This window comes from Desulfovibrio fairfieldensis, from assembly GCF_001553605.1.
Lineage (GTDB): Bacteria > Desulfobacterota > Desulfovibrionia > Desulfovibrionales > Desulfovibrionaceae > Desulfovibrio > Desulfovibrio fairfieldensis.
Genome location: NZ_CP014229.1, coordinates 3,009,739 through 3,026,034 on the forward strand (window position 1 = coordinate 3,009,739; position 16,296 = coordinate 3,026,034).

Here is a 16,296-nt window from a genome sequence, read left to right on the forward strand (position 1 = left end):
CGCAACACGCTCTCTCCCCCGGCCGCGGCCTTCGCAGCATCCAGTGCCTCATTTGAAAAATCCGACACGCAAAACCCGTAAGGCTTTACGGCGGAGTAAGCATGCCTTTGACTTTGAAATGCATAACATCAAAGTTGACCTGTTCTAAAGCTGTGACGCTGCTCTCGCGGCCGCCGTGCATTTGCCCATTTTCAATGTGAAAATGTCTGAAGGGGGAAATATGCGGAACATCCCGGCGCTGTGCGCCTTCCTGCTCTGCCTGCCGCTGACGGCATGGCCGCAAAGCACGCCGCCTGACGCCGCCGGACGGGAAGTTTTCACGGATTCGGCCTCAGTCATGTGCGCGGCCTGGGCCGAGCCCGCGCTTAAGCCGGGCGGCGAAAGAATGCGCCGTCTCCTGGAGGCGTTGGAGCTGGACGCCTATGTCAGCGCCCGGCACGGCGGCACGGGTTTCAACCCGCGCGATCTGGACGCCCTGCTGGCCCGCGTGGAACGGATCTGCGCCGCACATCCCGAGCGCGGGTTGGCCGAAGTCTGGCGAGAACAGAAAAAAACCTGGCATCGCGGCCCCTGGAAAACAACCATGACCCGTTGCCGGGATATCCTGGCTGCGGGCGATCATAATGAGGACGCCTTCTTTTTCGGCATCTGGCTTTACGCCTATGATCAGGCCAGGGACGGCAGCAACATCGGGGAAGCCCTGCGGGACATACCCGCCGGAGCGGCTGAACTGGTCTGGAAGGAATGCGCGCACACGCCCGACGCGCCGCTTCTGGACGTGCTGCGGCGCATGCAGGGAAAATGACCCGGTTTATGGGAGATTTCGGGAGCCGCTCAGAGCAGGGTCATATAGATGGGAATGGTCAGAGCCGAAAGCAGCGTGGACAGGGAAACCATCAACGCGCCGAATTCCGGGTCCGTGCGGTAGTAGGCGCTGAGGATGGCCGCCTGCATCAGCACCGGCAGCGAGGCCTGCATGATGAAGACCTTGCCCATAAGTTCCGGTATGGGAAAAAGAGGCACGAGCAAGAGCACCACCAGAGGGCTGACCACCAGGCGGCCGACCAGGGCCAGAACCAGGTCCCGGTCGAGCTTGAGGCGGCGCAGATCCATGGTTTGCAGGGTGACGCCGATGAACAGCAGAGCCAGGGGCGTGGTCAGATTGCCCAGATATTTGGCCGCATCCAGCAGAAAACGCGGCAGATCCACCTTGAACATCACCAAGGCCAGGCCGGTCAGAAAACCCAGCATGGGCGGTGAAAAAATGTGTCGGATATTGTCGCAGAGCCGTGTCCGTTCCCGGCCATCCCCGCAGCCGTCGCTGCTGATGGCGTAGTTGCCCACAGTCCAGAAAAAGATGGTGCTGGCAAAGTAATAGAGCAGCACATAGGGCAGGGATTCCTCCCCGAACAGGGCCAGATTGACCGGAATGCCCACAAAGATGGTATTGGAATTGGAAACACAGGCGCAGAACAGGCCGAAGTGCTTTCGCTGCACATGAGCTATCCTGCCCACCACCCAGGCCAGACTGAAAGTGATGACCAGAGAGGTGAAGGGCAGCAGCGCGCCGTAGAGCATGTGCAGCAGATGGTCGCGGTCAAAGGACTGCAACAGCGTGCACATCAGAAAAGGCGGCAGGGCCACATAGGTCACCAGCCTGGGCAAAAGCATCTGGCTTTCCGTGGAAAACCAGCCCTTCCAGGCCAGAGCATAGCCCACCGCCACGACCAGCAGCAGACCGAAAATTCCCCCCAAGGCGTGCAGAAAAACCATAGGGATTTCTTAGCGGCTTTTGCGGCTTCCGTAAACAGCGGGGGCGGGCAGAGTCATTCTGTTCTCCGTCCGTTGTTTTGTTTTGCCCTCCGGGCACGGAGACTTTACGCCTCCAGCCGTTTGGGCCGCCTCCGGCGCGGGCAGGGGGCCTGAAGCAAAACTCATTCACGGCCCTTCAGTACGACGCTTCCCCCGCAGTGCGTCACGCTCTGCGGGGGAAGCGCACATTTTCGGACGCGGCCCGGCCTACAGCGAATACTTGCTGTTGGCGTCGCGCATCTTCTTCACGGATGCCGCCAGCGCCTCGGTGTTCAGCACCATTTCCATCATGCTGATCTGCTCTTCCCAGGCAGCGGGATCGGCTTCGCTCTTCATTTCCTCTTCAAACACATGGTACACGCAGAGTCCCAACGGGACTCCCGCCAACGGACCGGCGAAGGTGGGGTCGCCCAGGGTGACGGTTTCGGCATAGATTTCCGCCCCTTCGGGGTCGGAAGAGCCGAGCACCACCACCAGGTTTTCCGCCCCGACCTTCTCAGCGGCGTCTTTCACACGCTGCTGATTTTCCAGGTCCATGGCGCCTGCGGCGGTTCAGACAAAACATTCGGTGGCCGAGAACAGCACCTCGGCCCCGGAGTTGGCGAAGACCGCCGCCATGGCCGGACCGGGAACACCGTCCCGCTCGCCCAGAAGCAGCAGCTTCTTACCTGCAAGTTTACCCATGATGCACTCCTTGTTGTTGCTTTGCTTGTTCCGCAACAAGCCAAGCCGTTGTTATGCCAACAGCTTCTCCGCGCCTTCCCGGATGGCGTCCAGGGTCACTTCGTCGCTGCTGATGCGCTGCACGTTTTCCCCGCCCTTGTAAAACAGAATGGTGGGCACGGCCATGACCCTGAGGGAGATGACCAGGCGGCGGTTTTCAGCCACGTTCAGTTTGCAGAATTTGATTTTCCCCTCGTACTCTTCGGCCAGCTTTTCCACCGACGGCATCAGGGCCAGGCAGGGACCGCACTGCGGGCCCCAAAGGTCCACGATGACGGGCATAGCGCTGTTGAGCACTTCCGCTTCGAAATTTTCCTTGTCCACGATAACCATAGTGCACCTCGCTGCTTGCGTGTTGTATATGCCGCAAAGGGATGGAGACATTTTCCTGGAACGTGTGATTAATGAAGATTTTTGTTCTCTGCCAAGGACGGCGAGCTGCGGGCGGAGGGAGTATACTCAAACATATTCGACCTTCGCACGGAGCGAGCCTGACGCAGGCAGAGGGCAAAACCATTACTCAGCGATTCCCTTACAGATAGCCCGCCGCCGTAAGCAGCGCCCTGGCCTTTTCCAGTCCGGCCGAGGCCAGCTTGACCACCGGCCCGGTGCAGCCCATGGCTCCTTCGGCGTAGAGACCTTCTTTCCAGAGCACATGCACGGCGTTTTCCAGATCAAGCACGTCGATGCCGTGAATTTCCTCATCCGTGGGCACCACAGGCGGCATGACCGGCACGTCGCCGCTTCCGGCCTCGGGCCTGGGCATGAGCCCTTCCAACTCCTCGTCCAGACCGGCGGCGCGGGCCGCCCGGAGTTCCGCCGCCACCCTGGCGGGCAGGCCGCCGCGCAAGGCCTGGGCCGTGTAGCTCAGGGCATTGGCGATGACCGGCGCGCCCGAAGCCCGTGAGATGATCGACACCACCTTGTTCCAGCCCTCGCCCACGGAGGGTCCGTAGCCCCAGCCCGCGGCTTCGTAGCCGCCGCCGGTGCCGAAGGCCGCGAAGACCTTGGCCAGCACGTTGCCCGTGAGGGTGTCGCAGACGCAAACGTCCACCGCGCCGGCCAGGATGTCATTGCCGCGCAGCAACGCGCCGCCGTCCTTGCGCACGCTTTGACCGAAACGCACGGCATAGCCCTTTTCGGCCATACGGCTGAGGGCGCGCATAACCTGAGGCGCGGCATCCAGATTGAGTACGCCCAGGCCGGGATCGGCAATGCCCATGGCCTTGGCCGTCGCCAAGCCGTACACCGCGTTGCGCAGCATGGCGCAGGCCCGCTGCGGCGCGCTGATGCCCGTGGTGGAAGCCAGGATCATGGCCCTGCCCCTGGCCGGAGTGAATGCCCGGCCCATGGTGGTCACGCCCACCGGGAAGGGATAGTGCAGGGCCACCGCGCCTTCCAGAGCGTCGGCGCCTTTGGAATCAAGAGCCTTTTCCATGGCCGCCGCAATGTCGGCCTCACAGTCGGGCGTTTCGATCCAGTCCATGCCCTCGGGCAGCGGGGCGTCCGGCCGGGGGCCCAGGCCTACCACCTGAAGGCGGCTGTCCCGGCGCATGGCCGTGCCCGCGCCCAGCAGGAACTCTTCCACCGGCAGCTCACTGCCCGCGGCCATCAGCCCGATGCGATTGCGCGGACCGCCGCTGCGCGCCGTGGCCACCAGCTCCGCCAGGGCGTTGCCGATGAGCGCGCGTTTGCTTTCGTTTACTTCCGCCATGGCAGACCTCAGTTTTTCTGAAGGTTGGCGGCCAGATCGGCAAGCGCGTCCAGCAGCAGTTCGCGCACTTCGTCCTTGGTGACGCCCGCGCCCGTCGCGCCTCCGGTTTCGGAAGGCGCTTCGATCAGGAAGGACGCGCCGTCGGCCAGATTGGTCAGGCGGCCCAGGAACAGGCTGCCCTTGCCGATGATCATGGCGCGCTTGATGCTTCCGGCCTTGATGGCGTCGCGGGCATGGCCCATGTAGGGCACGCCCGAGGGGATGTGCCCCTGGGTGTGCACGAAACCGGGAATGCCGTGCTCGGCCACGAATTGCGGAATCTCCTCACGCTTGAGCTGGCCTTTCATGACCGAAAGGGCCGCGATCATCTTGAAGTTGGCCTCGGGCACATTGCCCGCCCCGGCGGGCAGGGTGATTTCCGCGTTGTGCAGTTCGGGAGCGTACTTGTCCACATCCGTGAGCTTGAGGCCCAGGCGGGTCAGCGGCTCAAAGGTCAGGGCCGAGGTGATGGCCTGCGGGGCCGCCCCGGCGGCCACGGAATGCTTGCCCACGGAATCCAGGCGGATCACCGGCTCCGTGCCGTCGTCCGGCACGAGCAGCACCGCAAAGCTGCCGATGCAGTTTTCCAGGGCTTTGAGCCCCTTTTTGACGTGGTCGCGCGAGTTCATATACAGCTTGGGCAGCGAACCGCCGCCCAGCACGGCCACATTCCGGCGAACGCCCGAGGCCACCATGCTCGCGCCGGCGATGACGGCCGCAGCCGGACCGGCGCAGAAGCCGCGCACGTCAAAGCCGCTGGCATTGCCGCAGCCCGCGATTTCAGCCACGGCCTTGGCCAGGTTGCCGCCGCCGCGCTGCATAACGTCGCCCACGGCTTCCTCGGAGCATTCCACAACAAAGTCGATCTCCGAGGGCGCGAGCCCGCTGTTTTTGATCAAATGCAACAGGGCCAGCACGCCGCTGGCCTTGCAGGCCAGATTTTCCAGCATGACGTGGGCCGAGAGGTTTTCGTCCGTATCATGGGCCCGGCGGCAGCAGCCCACCACCCGGCCGTCCAGATACAGCGGCAGGGCCATGTGCTTTTCCACGGCTTCGGCGATTTCAGCGGCCTCATGACCGGCTTCCAGGCGGGCCAGCTGGCTCTCGCCCACAACCGGATCCTGGGCCAGTTTTTCCTTGATGCGCGCGGCAAAATCCTTGTCCAGCCAGATCAAGTCAAAAACGTCGCAGATGTCCATGAAGCCGAGAAACTCGTCTTCGGGCATGATCTCGCCGTATTTGCCGTAACGCTCGGGCGCGCCGAGATTTTCCAGCCAGGGCGCGGGCGCGGCGGCCAGTTCCTCCACGCTCATGGCCCCGATGTAGGTCTTGTTGGGGGCGTAGCCCGCGGCTTCCTCATAGCTCTGGGCCCGCCCGGGCAGGGCCTTGAGATACTCGGAATCGGGCTTGGCGCGACGCTCCTGGGCGGGCGTGCCGCCGTAATGCAGCGCCAGTTCCGGCGCGAAATTCAGGCAGTAGGCCGTGCCTTTGATGCCGACATTGCCCATGTGCTTGCTCCTTGTATAAAAATAGCCGCACGAGCTCCCGCTACGCCGCACACGATGCGGCGCGCCGCAACGCGGCGTGGATTCAGCCGAAAATCACATTTTTCGGCTGAATGAACCTTTGAAAAGCGAAGCGTTTCAAAGGCAATCTATTCCTGTTCAGCCAGATAGGCGTAAGCAGACATGGCCGCCCGCGCGCCGTCCCCGGCAGCCGTGACCACCTGCCGCAAGGCCGTGTCGCGCACATCGCCCGCCGCGAAGACGCCCGGCGTGGAGGTGCGCATGTCGGCGTCCGTAATAATCCAGCCCTGCTCCGTGGTTTCGCAGACGCCGCTCAAGAAAGCGGCGTTGGGCAGCGTGCCGATGAATATGAACACGCCGTTGACGGCCACCACGTTCTTTTCGCCGCTCTTGACGTTCTTGAGCACCATGCGCTCCACCAGGCCGTCGCCCTCGATGGCTTCCAACACGCTGTCCCAGAGGGGCACGATCTTGGGATTTTTCAGGGCGCGCTCGGCCACCAGCTTGTCGGCGCGGAACTGATCGCGGCGGTGCACGATGTAGACCTTCTCCGCGAACTGGGTCAGATAGCAGGCCTCTTCCACGGCGGTATTGCCGCCGCCGATGACCGCCACCTCAAGCTCCTCAAAAAAGGCCGCGTCGCAGACCGCGCAGTAGGAAACGCCCTTGCCCGTGAATTCCTTTTCGCCGGGGCAGCCCTGTTTGCGGAAGTTGGCCCCGGTGGCGATGATCAGCGCCTTGGCCTCAATCTCGCCCTGGTCCGTGACCACCACGGCTCCGCCGCCCGCCGGGCGCAGTTCCTTCACCGTGGCGGTGCGAAATTCGGCCTTGAAATGCTCGGCGTGAGCCCGGAAGCTGTCGGCCAGCCCCACGCCCGAAGCACTGATGGTGCCGGGCCAGTTTTCGATTTCGCTGGTGATCAGGATCTGGCCGCCGGCCTTGCCCTTTTCCAGCACAAGCACGTCCAGGCCCGCGCGTTTGCCGTAGACGGCGGCGGTCAGTCCGGCCGGGCCCGCCCCGATGATGACCAGTTCACGCTGCTCCATGATGTATGCTCCCGCGGTTCCCGTCGGGCGCTGTCGCGCCCGACGGGCCGTCATTGCTGTTGTTACGTCCGCAATTTACTTATTGAAGACCGTCTGTTCATCCACGGGAGTGGAGAGCGCCGTGAGCGCGCGCTCCACCAGTTCGCGGCGCAGGGCCTTTTCCGCTTCCGGCGAGAGTTCGGGATTGCCCAGCGGATGGGGGATGGAGACCGTGGGCACAATGCGGTTGGCCCCGATACTCAAAGAGATAGGCACGATGGTACACATGTGAACCACCGGCACGTCGGCGGTGTCCTCAATGGCCTTGGCGAGCGTTGCACCGCAACGCGTGCAGGTGCCTCAGGTGGAGGTGAGGATCACCGCCTGCACCTGGGCGTCCTTGAGACGCTTGCCGATCTCAATGCCGAAGGCTTTGGCCTTGGCCACGGCCGTGCCGTTGCCCACGGTGGAATAGAAGAGCGGATGCAGGGAGCCGATGCGGCCTTCCTTTTCCAGGTCGCGCAGCACGTCCACGGGCAGCACGCGGTCCGGGTCCTGATTGGCGTAGGTCTGGTCGTAGCCGCCGTGGGCGGTCTGATATTTGCCCTGGAGCAGATCCGTGACGCCGGCGATGTCGTATTCGCCGAAATTCTGGGCACTGGAGGCCGCGATGTGGTCCGGGTTGCCGAAGGGCACAATGCCGCCGGAAGTAACCAGGGCGATCTTGGCCTTGCTCATGTCCGCCACGGGCGGGCGCGGGGTCACGCGGTCAAAGACCGGCATGGCGTATTCCGTGGCAAAGGGCTCGCCCTTGAGCTTTTTGATCAGCATGGACACGGCGCGCTCCGCGCCGGGCTGCTCATAGAACATGTTTTCGCGGATGCCCTTTTCGATCAGACCTTCCTCGGCCGGGGTTCCCAGAGCCTCGCCCCCTAGCTGCTTGAGCAGCACGCGGGCCATGGCCGGTACGGCCTTGGCCATGCCGCGCGCGGAATCGGCGGCTTCCACAATGGGAATTTCCTTGCGGAAAAGATCCACGCCGGGATTTTCCCGGTACAGGGCCGTGACCACCGGTATGTGCAGAGCCTTTTGGACCGCCGCGCAGACCGAGGCGCAGGCCGCGCCGTAGCGCCCGGCATTGAAGGCCGGACCCGCGATCAGGGCGTCGGCCTTGTATTCGCGCACGGTTTCCACCACCAGGGCGGACACTTCATCCATATGGTTGGCGAAATAGTTGTCGCCGCAGATGAAGGTCGCCACGATTTCCGCTTCGCCGCCCAGAGCGGCCTTGAAGGCTATGCCGGGACCCACAACGCCTTCGCGCACTTCAGGGCCGACGTCCGCCTTGTCCTCGCCGCCGATGCCGGCGAAAAACTGATTGATATAGTGTATGACACGATATGCCATGATCCACTCCTTCTCTGTCATTTCCGCGCTGTTTCTAACGAAGTGCCGATGTTTCATTTGAGACTGGCCGTCTCTTGATCGTTTCGGCACTGCGTGAGGGGCTGTTTCTACATTGAGAAATTTTGGCTTTCCGGCAAGGAAAACGAGTTTGACGCAGCCGGAAGTCAAAAGGGCCGATGTAGAACAGCCCCTATAAAGTGCGGCCGCCAATACGGTTAAACCCCAACTCGCTGGTGGCGCCCATAATGGCCTGCAATTCCACTTCCATGCTGCCGTCCTCGCGCAGGGAACCGAAGAAGCCCCCGGCGATGACGTCGGCCGTGGCCGGTTCGCCGATGACCTTTTGCATGGGCGGCAAGACGATGACTTCATTGGCATTGCCGGCGGTGACGCAGGCGTCGCCCTCGGGGCAGGAGTCGGCCAGGGACTGGCTCGACCCGTCGCGCCCGGCGTATTCGTCGGTGATCAGCACGGTCTTGATGCCCGCGCGCTCGGCCTTCCAGCAGTTCATGATCAGATCCGCGTCCGGGTTGCCGAAGCCTTCCTCGGAAATCACCAGGCCGTCCACGCCGAGCATCCGGGCCAGCTTCACCGCGTAGGAGGAGCTGCGCTTCTTGTCGGCCAGGGTGACGTTTTCATTGGTGATGATCACGCCCACGAAATTGATGTCCTTGCCGTGGTGGGCGTAGAGACTTTTGATCACCGGATTGTTCACGTGCGTATAGGTGCTGTTCTTGTCGCAGGCCGAAACGCAGTTGCCGGAAATAATGGCCCCGTCCATGATTTCCGTGGGGCTGATCATGGTGGGCAGAATTTTTTTGACATCCACGCCGTAGACCCAGGTATCGTGCAGCAGGCCCTGGGACTGAAGCATATACAAATACGCCACCTTGGGCAGCCCGGGCCAGGCGTTCATGGCCTCGGCCAGGGGCGGGAAGGCGTAGCTCTCCACAGTGTCGGCCTTGTCTTCCTTGCAGCAGGAGGCCAGATAGTATGCCGCCTTGAGCCCGGCCCGGCGGTAGACCGCCTCCAGCTCATGCAACTCCACCCCGTCCACGGGCTCGAAGACCAGAACCACGTTGCAGGTTTTGGAAAAAGGCGTGTATGCCGCGCCCGGGCCGCTCATGTCCACAATGCCCTCCTGCGGGGCCACCAGACGGCCGGTGGTCAGCACCGCAGCGCCTTCGAGCACCAGGGTCTTGCCCTGGCCCACGGTGTCCACGTCGCCGATCCAGCCGGGAAACACCTCGCCCGGGCCTTCCAGCTTGCAGCGCGGCTCCACAGCATCCTTGCAGGGCAGGATGCGCACGCTCTCGCCGGGATGGACCAGCTCGGCCTCCACATTCCGGAGGGCCGGGTCTTCCAGCAGCAGGCTGACCAGCTCCTCCTTGTTGACGGTGAGCACATGATCCCGCGCGCCGGTGCGCGGGCCCCATTCCAGCTTGCGGATTGCAATCTTATGCAGTTCCAGGTTCACGACAAACTCCTTGGGTCAGACGTCTTCGGGCGGGCCGCCCGGATGAATCCATGATGATTGTGACGCAACGGGAGGAGCCCGCATCCGTCCGCATCCCGGCATGCCCGGACCGACCGGCCCGGTTGGGAAAGGAGTCAGTGCAGGCTTTCCAGAGTGGCTTTCAGCAATTCACAGTCCAGCAGAGCGCAATCGCGGCGCATGGCCTCGGGCAGGTCGCCGGGCAGGCTTTGCCGGACCTTCGCGGCAGGGCTCTGATAAAGCTGCAGGGCTTCTTCCAGAAAATGCAGAGAGTCAGAGTCCACCGTCCCGGAGGGGGAGGGCGGCAAGAGAAGCAGGGAACGGTAGGGCTGCTGATGCGGACGGAAATTGCCGTACAACGGGTGGTTAGCAAGCCGCCAGCCCTGATGCACGCGGTCGCGCGCCATGGTCAGCGCGTCGCGTGCGCCGCCGTCCAGCAACAGAACGTCCACACCCGCCGGAACGCGGGACGGAAAAGAGGGATTGTTGGTAATGAGAATCGCGCGACCGGCCACAGCAAAGCTCCCGCGTTTGCGTTGGCTCTGTCGCGCGCTGGGCGGTTCAGAGATGCGTCCGGTTGCAATCCTGATGCCTGAGAGTTTCAGCCTTGCGGCCTTGCCCCTTCGGCGACCCCGTGGCAACGTCCGGCATGCCGGTTGTGCGCGGGTGCTCTCTTGCAACTTTCGCTCGCAATTCCCCACTCCCACATTGAGAAAAAAATGTCAAGCGGTGGCCTCATAAAAAAAATAAAACATATCCGCAAATTATGCCTGGTTGAAGAACCAAACGATGGATTGCGGCGACCGGCGCGGGCCGGGCCGGGGAATGACGCCGTCCGCGCGGAATAGGCGGATTTTGTAAAATAACCGCAAAGGTACAGGAAGGCTGACGCAAAAGTATTTTTCTTTTTTCACTCCGGACACAAAAAATACTCATCCTATTCATTCGATTGCCCTGGGACACTGTCAGCCCCGGCTTCACTTTTCGGATAAGGGCGGTTATGATGCGTGCTCACAAACGCGGAAAACGCGCGCCTCTTTTCCACCAAGGAGACCAAAAGCCATGAGCGATACGTTGACTGTTGCCGTTGTGGGCGCCACGGGCGCCGTGGGTCGTGAAATGCTCAAGACGCTGCACGAGCGGCAGTTCCCGGCCACGAAAGTACGGGCCTTCGCCTCGGCCCGTTCAGCGGGCAGCAAAGTGCCCTTCGGCGAGGAGGAACTCACGGTGGAAGAGCTGAAGGAAGATGTCTTTGACGGCATCGACCTGGCCATCTTTTCCGCCGGCGGCGGCACGTCCGCGAAGTTCGCGCCGCACGCCGCCCATGCCGGTTGCGTGGTGGTGGACAATTCCGCGGCCTGGCGCATGGACGAGCGCTGTCCCCTGGTGGTGCCGGAAGTGAATCCGGAGGCCCTGGAAGAGCATCAGGGCATCATTGCCAATCCCAACTGTTCCACCATCCAGATGGTAGTGGTGCTCAAGCCCCTGCACGACGCGGCACACATCAACCGCGTGGTGGTTTCCACCTATCAGGCCGTGTCCGGCACAGGCCAGAAAGGCATTGAGGAGCTGGAACGCCAGGTGCGCGACCTTTTCAACGCCCGCGACCCGGAAAACAAGGTGTATCCCTACCGCATCGCCTTCAATGTCCTGCCGCACATCGACGTCTTCCTGGACAACGACTACACCAAGGAAGAGATGAAGATGGTCAACGAAACCGTGAAGATCTTCGACGATCCCTCAATCAAGGTCACGGCTACCTGCGCGCGCGTGCCGGTATTTTTCTGCCATGCGGAATCCGTGAATATCGAAACCGAAAAGAAGATCACGGCCAAGGAAGCCCGGATCATGCTCTCCCAGGCTCCGGGCGTGAAGGTTTTCGACAATCCGCGCGAACTCATGTACCCCATGCCCGCCTACTGCATCGGCGACGATCCCACCTTTGTGGGGCGCATCCGCGAGGACGAAAGCATTGAAAACGGCCTGAACCTCTGGATCGTGGCCGACAACGTGCGCAAGGGCGCGGCGCTCAACGCCGTGCAGATCGCCGAGGAACTGCTCAAGCGCGATCTGGTCCGCGTGCCGGACAAGAATGTCTTCATGCGATAGCGCGGAGAAATATGCCATGCAGGCCGTGGATTCCGACACCTATCTGCAAGCCCTTTTGTCCGCCCCCCGTCCGGGGGCGGACAAATTCCTGGCCTTTTACGATCACCGGGTGGGATGCATCGGCACGGACCCGCGCCTCCTGCTCCTGCCCCTGGACGATCATATCTGCCATCGCGGCGACGGCCTGTTCGAAAGCATCTGTTACCGGGAGCGGAAGATTTTCGTCCTGGACGAACACCTGGCCCGGATGCGCGACGGCGCGCAGGCCCTGGACATCACGCCGCCCTGCTCCTGGGAGGAAATGCGCGCGCGCATTCTGGACGTGGCCCGCGCCTCGGGGCGGGCCCACGGCGACCTGCGCGTCTTTCTCAGCCGGGGGCCGGGCGGTTTCGGCGTTTCCCCGCAGGAATGCCCGCAGGCCGGTCTGTACATTGTGGCCCTGGCCTCCAGGCTGCCCTCCGAGGAATTGTACCGCAAAGGGCTCACGGCCTTCAGCAGCGCCATTCCGCCCAAGCAGGAATATCTGGCCCGGATCAAGAACACCAATTATCTGCCCAACGTCTTCATGGCCGTGGAGGCCCGCCAAAAAGGCATGGACGTGGCCGTGACCTTTGACGAGAACGGCTTCATGGGCGAAGCGGCCATTGCCAACCTGGGCATTGTGGACGCGCGGGGCCGCCTGCGCAGCCCGGAACTGCGCCGCATCCTGCCCGGCACCACCCTGCTGGCGGCCCTCAAGCTGGCCGAGGAACGCATGCCGGTCATCCAGGCGCCCATCCACAAAGAGGATATCGCCACGGCCCGCGAAATGCTGCTGTTCACCAGCGCCACGCTCTGCGTGGGCGTCACTCATTTTGACGGCAGGCCCGTGGGCCAGGGGGACTACCGGGGCCGCCCCGGCCCCACGGCCCTCTGGCTCAAAGACGCCCTGCTCGCGCAGATGCTGGCCCAGGGCACGCCTTACTGATGCGTATCCTGCTGCTCTCCCTTCAGGACGAAAATCAGGACGCCGCGCCCGCCGGCTCCACGCGCGCGCGGGTCCGGCGGCTGGAGGAGGAACAGACCCTGGCCCTGGTCAGAGCCATGCGTGACGGAGGGCGCCTGGCCCCTCTGCTGGTCTGCCTCAAGGGCTCGCGCCTGCACGAGCGCGCACGCGCCCTGAATCTGCCCCTGCTGGCCATGAGCGGCACGGGCAATCCCCTGGCCCTCTTGCGCCTCTGGAACCGGCAACGGCGGCATAAAAAGCTGTTGATCCAGACCGTGGGCGAGGAAGCCCTAGCTCTGGGCCGCCGTGTGCTGCGCATGCGCCCGTCCGGCAGCGCGCTGCTCGCGCACGCCTTCTTTTTGCGGCCGCCCGCGCCGGAACGGTGCAAAAGCAAAGAGATGCGCGCCGCCCGCTATATCCTCTGCGGTTCCAAACACGTGCAAAACCGAATTCTGGCCGCCTGGGAACAAGCGCCCGATGCCGCCGCGCCCGTCGTTCCCCCCATCGTTCCCGCAGACGCCCTGCCCCTGCTGCCGCCGGGCATCTGCCTGGAAGGCTTTGATCCGCCCAGCTCGTTCCGGGAGGAAGAAGGGCGGCACTTCATTTTCGGCATGGGGGAAAGCCTTGCGCCGCGATCCGGCGCGCAGTTGGTGGCGCGGGCCATGGCCGCCATCTGGCAGCGCGACGACCTGCCCCCCTGGGAAGTGCGCATGCTGGGCGGCGGTCCGCGTTTTCAGGAAGTGCTGGAAGAGGCCGCCGCCCTGGGTGTGGAATCGCGCCTCTGCCTGCTCAACGAACAGTACGCGCCGGATGTGCTGCGGGATTGCCACGCCTGGCTCGCGCCGGGTTCCTCGCCCGAGGAAGCGCCGGATACGCTCTGGTCTGGCTTCGCGGCGGGCCTGCCGGTCATTTGCAGCCGAAGCGGCCTGCACCTGGAACGCCTGGGCGGCCCGGACCAGGCGCAGAACGCGGCCCTGGCCGTGGAGGAGAACGATCCCCAGGCTCTGGCCAAGGCCATGATCGAAATCATGCAGGATGCGGAGCTGCGGCACAGACTGGCGCAATGCGGCCGCGCGCTGGCCCGGGCCACCGGCCTGCAGCACATGGCCGACCAGGCTTGCGCCCTGTTCGAAGCCTGGCTGCGGGCTCTGGGGACCGACGCGCCCGCCCCGGCGGAGAAAACTCCGGATACGCGGGAGCCTGCGGCGGCCCAGCGCGACGAATCGTCTTAGGGTCTGTTAACACTATAGAATTTTTGTTCGCCTGCAAGGAAGATAAACCTGCTTTGAGGGAGTGTACTCTTCTGGTACTCGACCGAAAAAGCAGGTGAAATCTGACGCGGCAGGAGGGCAAAAAGGCATAGCGTTAACAGGCCCTAGAGCGGATTACCGTTGCGATACTCCACAATGAGTCTTTTTGCGCAACGCCCGCTTCGCCGTTTACCGGCGCGAATAAATTGCGCTTACGCCTCCGTGGCGGGCGTCTGCTCACGCAGCCGCCAGAGCAATTTCAAAGTGAACTTGCTCTAACCTCCAGCCTTTTTCAGGACACCCATGAAGTGTAAAATCTGCAAGGCCCCGGCGGCCGTGGCCCTTAAAAGCCATAATGCCGCCTTCTGCCCGGACTGCTACAAGGATTTTTTCGCCCGCCAGGTCGCGCGCGGCATTGAAGGCCAAAAGCTCTTTACCCGCGACGAGCGTATTCTGGTGGCTCTTTCCGGCGGCAAGGACTCCCTGGCCCTGATGCTGGAGCTGGCCCGCCAGGATTACAACGTCACCGGCCTGCACATCGACCTGGCCATTCCCGGCTCCTCGGCGGCGGCGCGGGGAGTGGTGGAGCGTTTCTGCGCCAAGCACGGCCTCAAGCTGCTGATCAAGGACATGGCCGCCGAGGGCCTGCCCATTCCGGCGGTCAAGGAACGCCTGCACCGGCCGATCTGTTCGGCCTGCGGCAAGATCAAGCGCCACTTCTTCAACAAGGTGGCGCTGGACGAAGGCTTTGACGCCCTGGCCACGGGCCACAACCTGGACGACGAGGCGGCCCGCCTGTTCAGCAATACCCTGCGCTGGGACACGGCCTACCTTTCGGATCAGGGCCCCCTGCTGCCCGGCGAGCACGGCTTTGCCCGCAAGGTCAAACCGCTCTGGCGGCTCACGGAATTTGAAACCGCCAACTACGCCTTTCTAATGGGCATTGAAAACCATTACGCGCCCTGCCCCTACAGCCCCGGCGCCAGCTTCACCGTGCTCAAGGGCTTGCTGCAACGCCTGGAAACGGCCATGCCCGGCCGCAAACTGGATTTCTACCAGGGCTTTCTGGCGCGCGGGCGGCCCGTCTTCGCCCGGCGCGAGGCCGAGGAGGGCGTGGAACTGGCCCCCTGCCCGCAGTGCGGCTACCCCACCTCTTCCGGCGATCTCTGCGGGGTTTGCCGGATACGGGAGGCGCTGCGGGGCGAGTAGCCTTGCCTGCCCTGCCCCTGGGGTCATTCTGTTCTCCGTCCGCTGTGTTATTCTGCCCTCCGGGTACGAAGGCTTACGGCGTGCCGCCGTTTGGGCCGCCTCCGGCGCGGGCAGGGGCCGGAGGCGTGAATCCTCCGTGTCCGCAGGGCCCGGAGTACCTCATCCGCATGACAAGCCCATAGAACAAGTACCTTTGAAAAATAACCCGCTCTAAATACAAAATCACTCTGCCGACGGCAGGAGAACAGAATGACCCTGCCCCGCGCGTATTGCTCCCCCGCCGCCAAGGCGCTATCCTGCGTTTTATGAACATCCTGCGCAAAGCTCTGCAACGGGGCCTGACCCCGAGCAATATCATCAGCTATGTCTGCCTGGAGAGCATGCGGCTCTGGGGCGCGTTCTGGGGCACAGTGCGCCTGCGCTGCAAGGCCGCCCTGCTGGGCGTGGCCGTGGGGCCGGGCACGCGTGCCCACGGGCCCGTGGGCCTGTTGCGCTGGCCGGGCGGCAGCATCCGCATCGGCGCGCGCGCCAGTCTGATTTCCTCCCGGCGGCGGGCCACGGCGGCCAGCCTGTACGCGCCCGTGCGCCTGCGCGTGTTCGGGCCAGGCGCGGCCATCGAAATCGGCGAGGGCGCGCAGCTCAGCGGCACGTCCGTCACCGCGCGCTCGCAACGCATCAGCATCGGCCGTCAGGTTCTGCTGGCCCCCAACTGCGTAATTGTGGATTCGGACTTCCACGCCCCCTGGCCGCCCGAGGCCCGCGCCACGGAACCGGGCCTGGAACGTGACGCGCCGGTGAGCATCGGGGACTACGTCTGGATCGGCATGAACTGCCTGATTCTCAAGGGCGTGAGCATCGGCGAGGGCGCCATGATCGGCGCGGGCAGCGTGGTGACCCGCGACGTGCCGCCCTTCTGCCTGGCCGCGGGCGCGCCAGCGCGCGTGCTGCGCCGCCTGGGCCCGGAGGACGCCATGCCCGGTTCAGAAGGCCGGGGAGCCTGAG

The 16,296-nt window shown here is 63.6% G+C and carries 15 protein-coding genes and 1 riboswitch; of the genes, 6 read left to right on the forward strand and 9 right to left on the reverse strand.

What is annotated here, in order from left to right; translation table 11 throughout:
• The first annotated feature begins 220 nt into the window (after positions 1 to 220).
• Positions 221 to 805: a hypothetical protein gene (locus tag AXF13_RS12690; protein ID WP_062253764.1), complete on the forward strand. Its 585-nt coding sequence runs from the start codon at positions 221 to 223 to the stop codon at positions 803 to 805.
• Between the two features lie 29 nt (positions 806 to 834).
• Here AXF13_RS12690 and AXF13_RS12695 read toward each other — a convergent pair whose 3' ends face one another.
• The 9 genes from AXF13_RS12695 to AXF13_RS12745 form a co-directional block, all read right to left on the reverse strand.
• Positions 835 to 1,773: an AEC family transporter gene (locus tag AXF13_RS12695; protein WP_062253766.1), complete on the reverse strand. Its 939-nt coding sequence runs from the start codon at positions 1,771 to 1,773 to the stop codon at positions 835 to 837.
• Between the two features lie 246 nt (positions 1,774 to 2,019).
• Positions 2,020 to 2,496 carry a glycine/sarcosine/betaine reductase complex selenoprotein A gene (grdA, locus tag AXF13_RS12700; protein WP_083522096.1) on the reverse strand — a complete coding sequence of 159 codons (477 nt, stop codon included), beginning with the start codon at positions 2,494 to 2,496 and terminating at the stop codon, positions 2,020 to 2,022.
• Between the two features lie 51 nt (positions 2,497 to 2,547).
• The gene (locus AXF13_RS12710; protein WP_062253768.1) at positions 2,548 to 2,868 is read right to left on the reverse strand and encodes a thioredoxin family protein; all 321 of its coding nucleotides are present in this window, start codon (positions 2,866 to 2,868) and stop codon (positions 2,548 to 2,550) included.
• 199 nt (positions 2,869 to 3,067) lie between these two features.
• Positions 3,068 to 4,249, reverse strand: coding sequence for a glycine/sarcosine/betaine reductase complex component C subunit alpha (gene grdD / locus AXF13_RS12715; RefSeq protein WP_062253770.1), 1,182 nt, complete (start codon positions 4,247 to 4,249; stop codon positions 3,068 to 3,070).
• Positions 4,250 to 4,257: 8 nt separating this feature from the next.
• Positions 4,258 to 5,796: a glycine/sarcosine/betaine reductase complex component C subunit beta gene (gene grdC / locus AXF13_RS12720; protein ID WP_062253771.1), complete on the reverse strand. Its 1,539-nt coding sequence runs from the start codon at positions 5,794 to 5,796 to the stop codon at positions 4,258 to 4,260.
• Between the two features lie 146 nt (positions 5,797 to 5,942).
• Positions 5,943 to 6,860 carry a thioredoxin-disulfide reductase gene (gene trxB / locus AXF13_RS12725; RefSeq protein ID WP_062253773.1) on the reverse strand — a complete coding sequence of 306 codons (918 nt, stop codon included), beginning with the start codon at positions 6,858 to 6,860 and terminating at the stop codon, positions 5,943 to 5,945.
• Between the two features lie 75 nt (positions 6,861 to 6,935).
• Entirely contained in the window at positions 6,936 to 8,246 is a 1,311-nt protein-coding gene (grdB, locus tag AXF13_RS12735; protein ID WP_083522097.1) for a glycine reductase complex selenoprotein B, read from the reverse strand.
• A gap of 190 nt (positions 8,247 to 8,436) precedes the next feature.
• Positions 8,437 to 9,723, reverse strand: a complete 1,287-nt coding sequence (locus tag AXF13_RS12740) for a glycine/sarcosine/betaine reductase component B subunit (protein ID WP_062253778.1) — start codon at positions 9,721 to 9,723, stop codon at positions 8,437 to 8,439.
• Between the two features lie 134 nt (positions 9,724 to 9,857).
• The gene (locus AXF13_RS12745; protein ID WP_009302561.1) at positions 9,858 to 10,256 is read right to left on the reverse strand and encodes a GrdX family protein; all 399 of its coding nucleotides are present in this window, start codon (positions 10,254 to 10,256) and stop codon (positions 9,858 to 9,860) included.
• A 55-nt stretch (positions 10,257 to 10,311) separates the two neighbouring features.
• A riboswitch (glycine riboswitch) is annotated at positions 10,312 to 10,428 on the reverse strand.
• Between the two features lie 375 nt (positions 10,429 to 10,803).
• Here AXF13_RS12745 and AXF13_RS12750 point away from each other — a divergent pair.
• The 5 genes from AXF13_RS12750 to AXF13_RS12770 all read left to right on the forward strand — a co-directional run bounded on the left by AXF13_RS12750 (position 10,804) and on the right by AXF13_RS12770 (position 16,295).
• Complete coding sequence (locus tag AXF13_RS12750; RefSeq protein ID WP_008683199.1) at positions 10,804 to 11,850, forward strand: aspartate-semialdehyde dehydrogenase; 1,047 nt, start codon at positions 10,804 to 10,806, stop codon at positions 11,848 to 11,850.
• A gap of 16 nt (positions 11,851 to 11,866) precedes the next feature.
• Positions 11,867 to 12,817: an aminotransferase class IV gene (locus AXF13_RS12755; protein WP_062253810.1), complete on the forward strand. Its 951-nt coding sequence runs from the start codon at positions 11,867 to 11,869 to the stop codon at positions 12,815 to 12,817.
• Complete coding sequence (locus tag AXF13_RS12760; protein WP_062253812.1) at positions 12,817 to 14,067, forward strand: glycosyltransferase family 4 protein; 1,251 nt, start codon at positions 12,817 to 12,819, stop codon at positions 14,065 to 14,067. Before AXF13_RS12755 ends, AXF13_RS12760 begins: the two co-directional genes overlap by 1 nt.
• 321 nt (positions 14,068 to 14,388) lie before the next feature.
• Entirely contained in the window at positions 14,389 to 15,294 is a 906-nt protein-coding gene (locus AXF13_RS12765; protein ID WP_062253813.1) for a PP-loop family protein, read from the forward strand.
• A 305-nt stretch (positions 15,295 to 15,599) separates the two neighbouring features.
• A complete protein-coding gene (locus AXF13_RS12770; RefSeq protein WP_062253815.1) occupies positions 15,600 to 16,295 on the forward strand; it encodes an acyltransferase in 696 nt (231 codons plus the stop codon).
• Position 16,296: the final 1 nt, after the last annotated feature.

Coding starts and splice junctions, on each gene's coding strand:
- AXF13_RS12690 (WP_062253764.1), top strand. CDS start 221: ATGCGGAACATCCCGGCGCTGTGCGCCTTCCTGCTCTGCCTGCCGCTG.
- AXF13_RS12695 (WP_062253766.1), bottom strand. CDS start 1,773: ATGGTTTTTCTGCACGCCTTGGGGGGAATTTTCGGTCTGCTGCTGGTC.
- AXF13_RS12710 (WP_062253768.1), bottom strand. CDS start 2,868: ATGGTTATCGTGGACAAGGAAAATTTCGAAGCGGAAGTGCTCAACAGC.
- grdD (WP_062253770.1), bottom strand. CDS start 4,249: ATGGCGGAAGTAAACGAAAGCAAACGCGCGCTCATCGGCAACGCCCTG.
- grdC (WP_062253771.1), bottom strand. CDS start 5,796: ATGGGCAATGTCGGCATCAAAGGCACGGCCTACTGCCTGAATTTCGCG.
- trxB (WP_062253773.1), bottom strand. CDS start 6,860: ATGGAGCAGCGTGAACTGGTCATCATCGGGGCGGGCCCGGCCGGACTG.
- AXF13_RS12750 (WP_008683199.1), top strand. CDS start 10,804: ATGAGCGATACGTTGACTGTTGCCGTTGTGGGCGCCACGGGCGCCGTG.
- AXF13_RS12755 (WP_062253810.1), top strand. CDS start 11,867: ATGCAGGCCGTGGATTCCGACACCTATCTGCAAGCCCTTTTGTCCGCC.
- AXF13_RS12760 (WP_062253812.1), top strand. CDS start 12,817: ATGCGTATCCTGCTGCTCTCCCTTCAGGACGAAAATCAGGACGCCGCG.
- AXF13_RS12765 (WP_062253813.1), top strand. CDS start 14,389: ATGAAGTGTAAAATCTGCAAGGCCCCGGCGGCCGTGGCCCTTAAAAGC.
- AXF13_RS12770 (WP_062253815.1), top strand. CDS start 15,600: ATGAACATCCTGCGCAAAGCTCTGCAACGGGGCCTGACCCCGAGCAAT.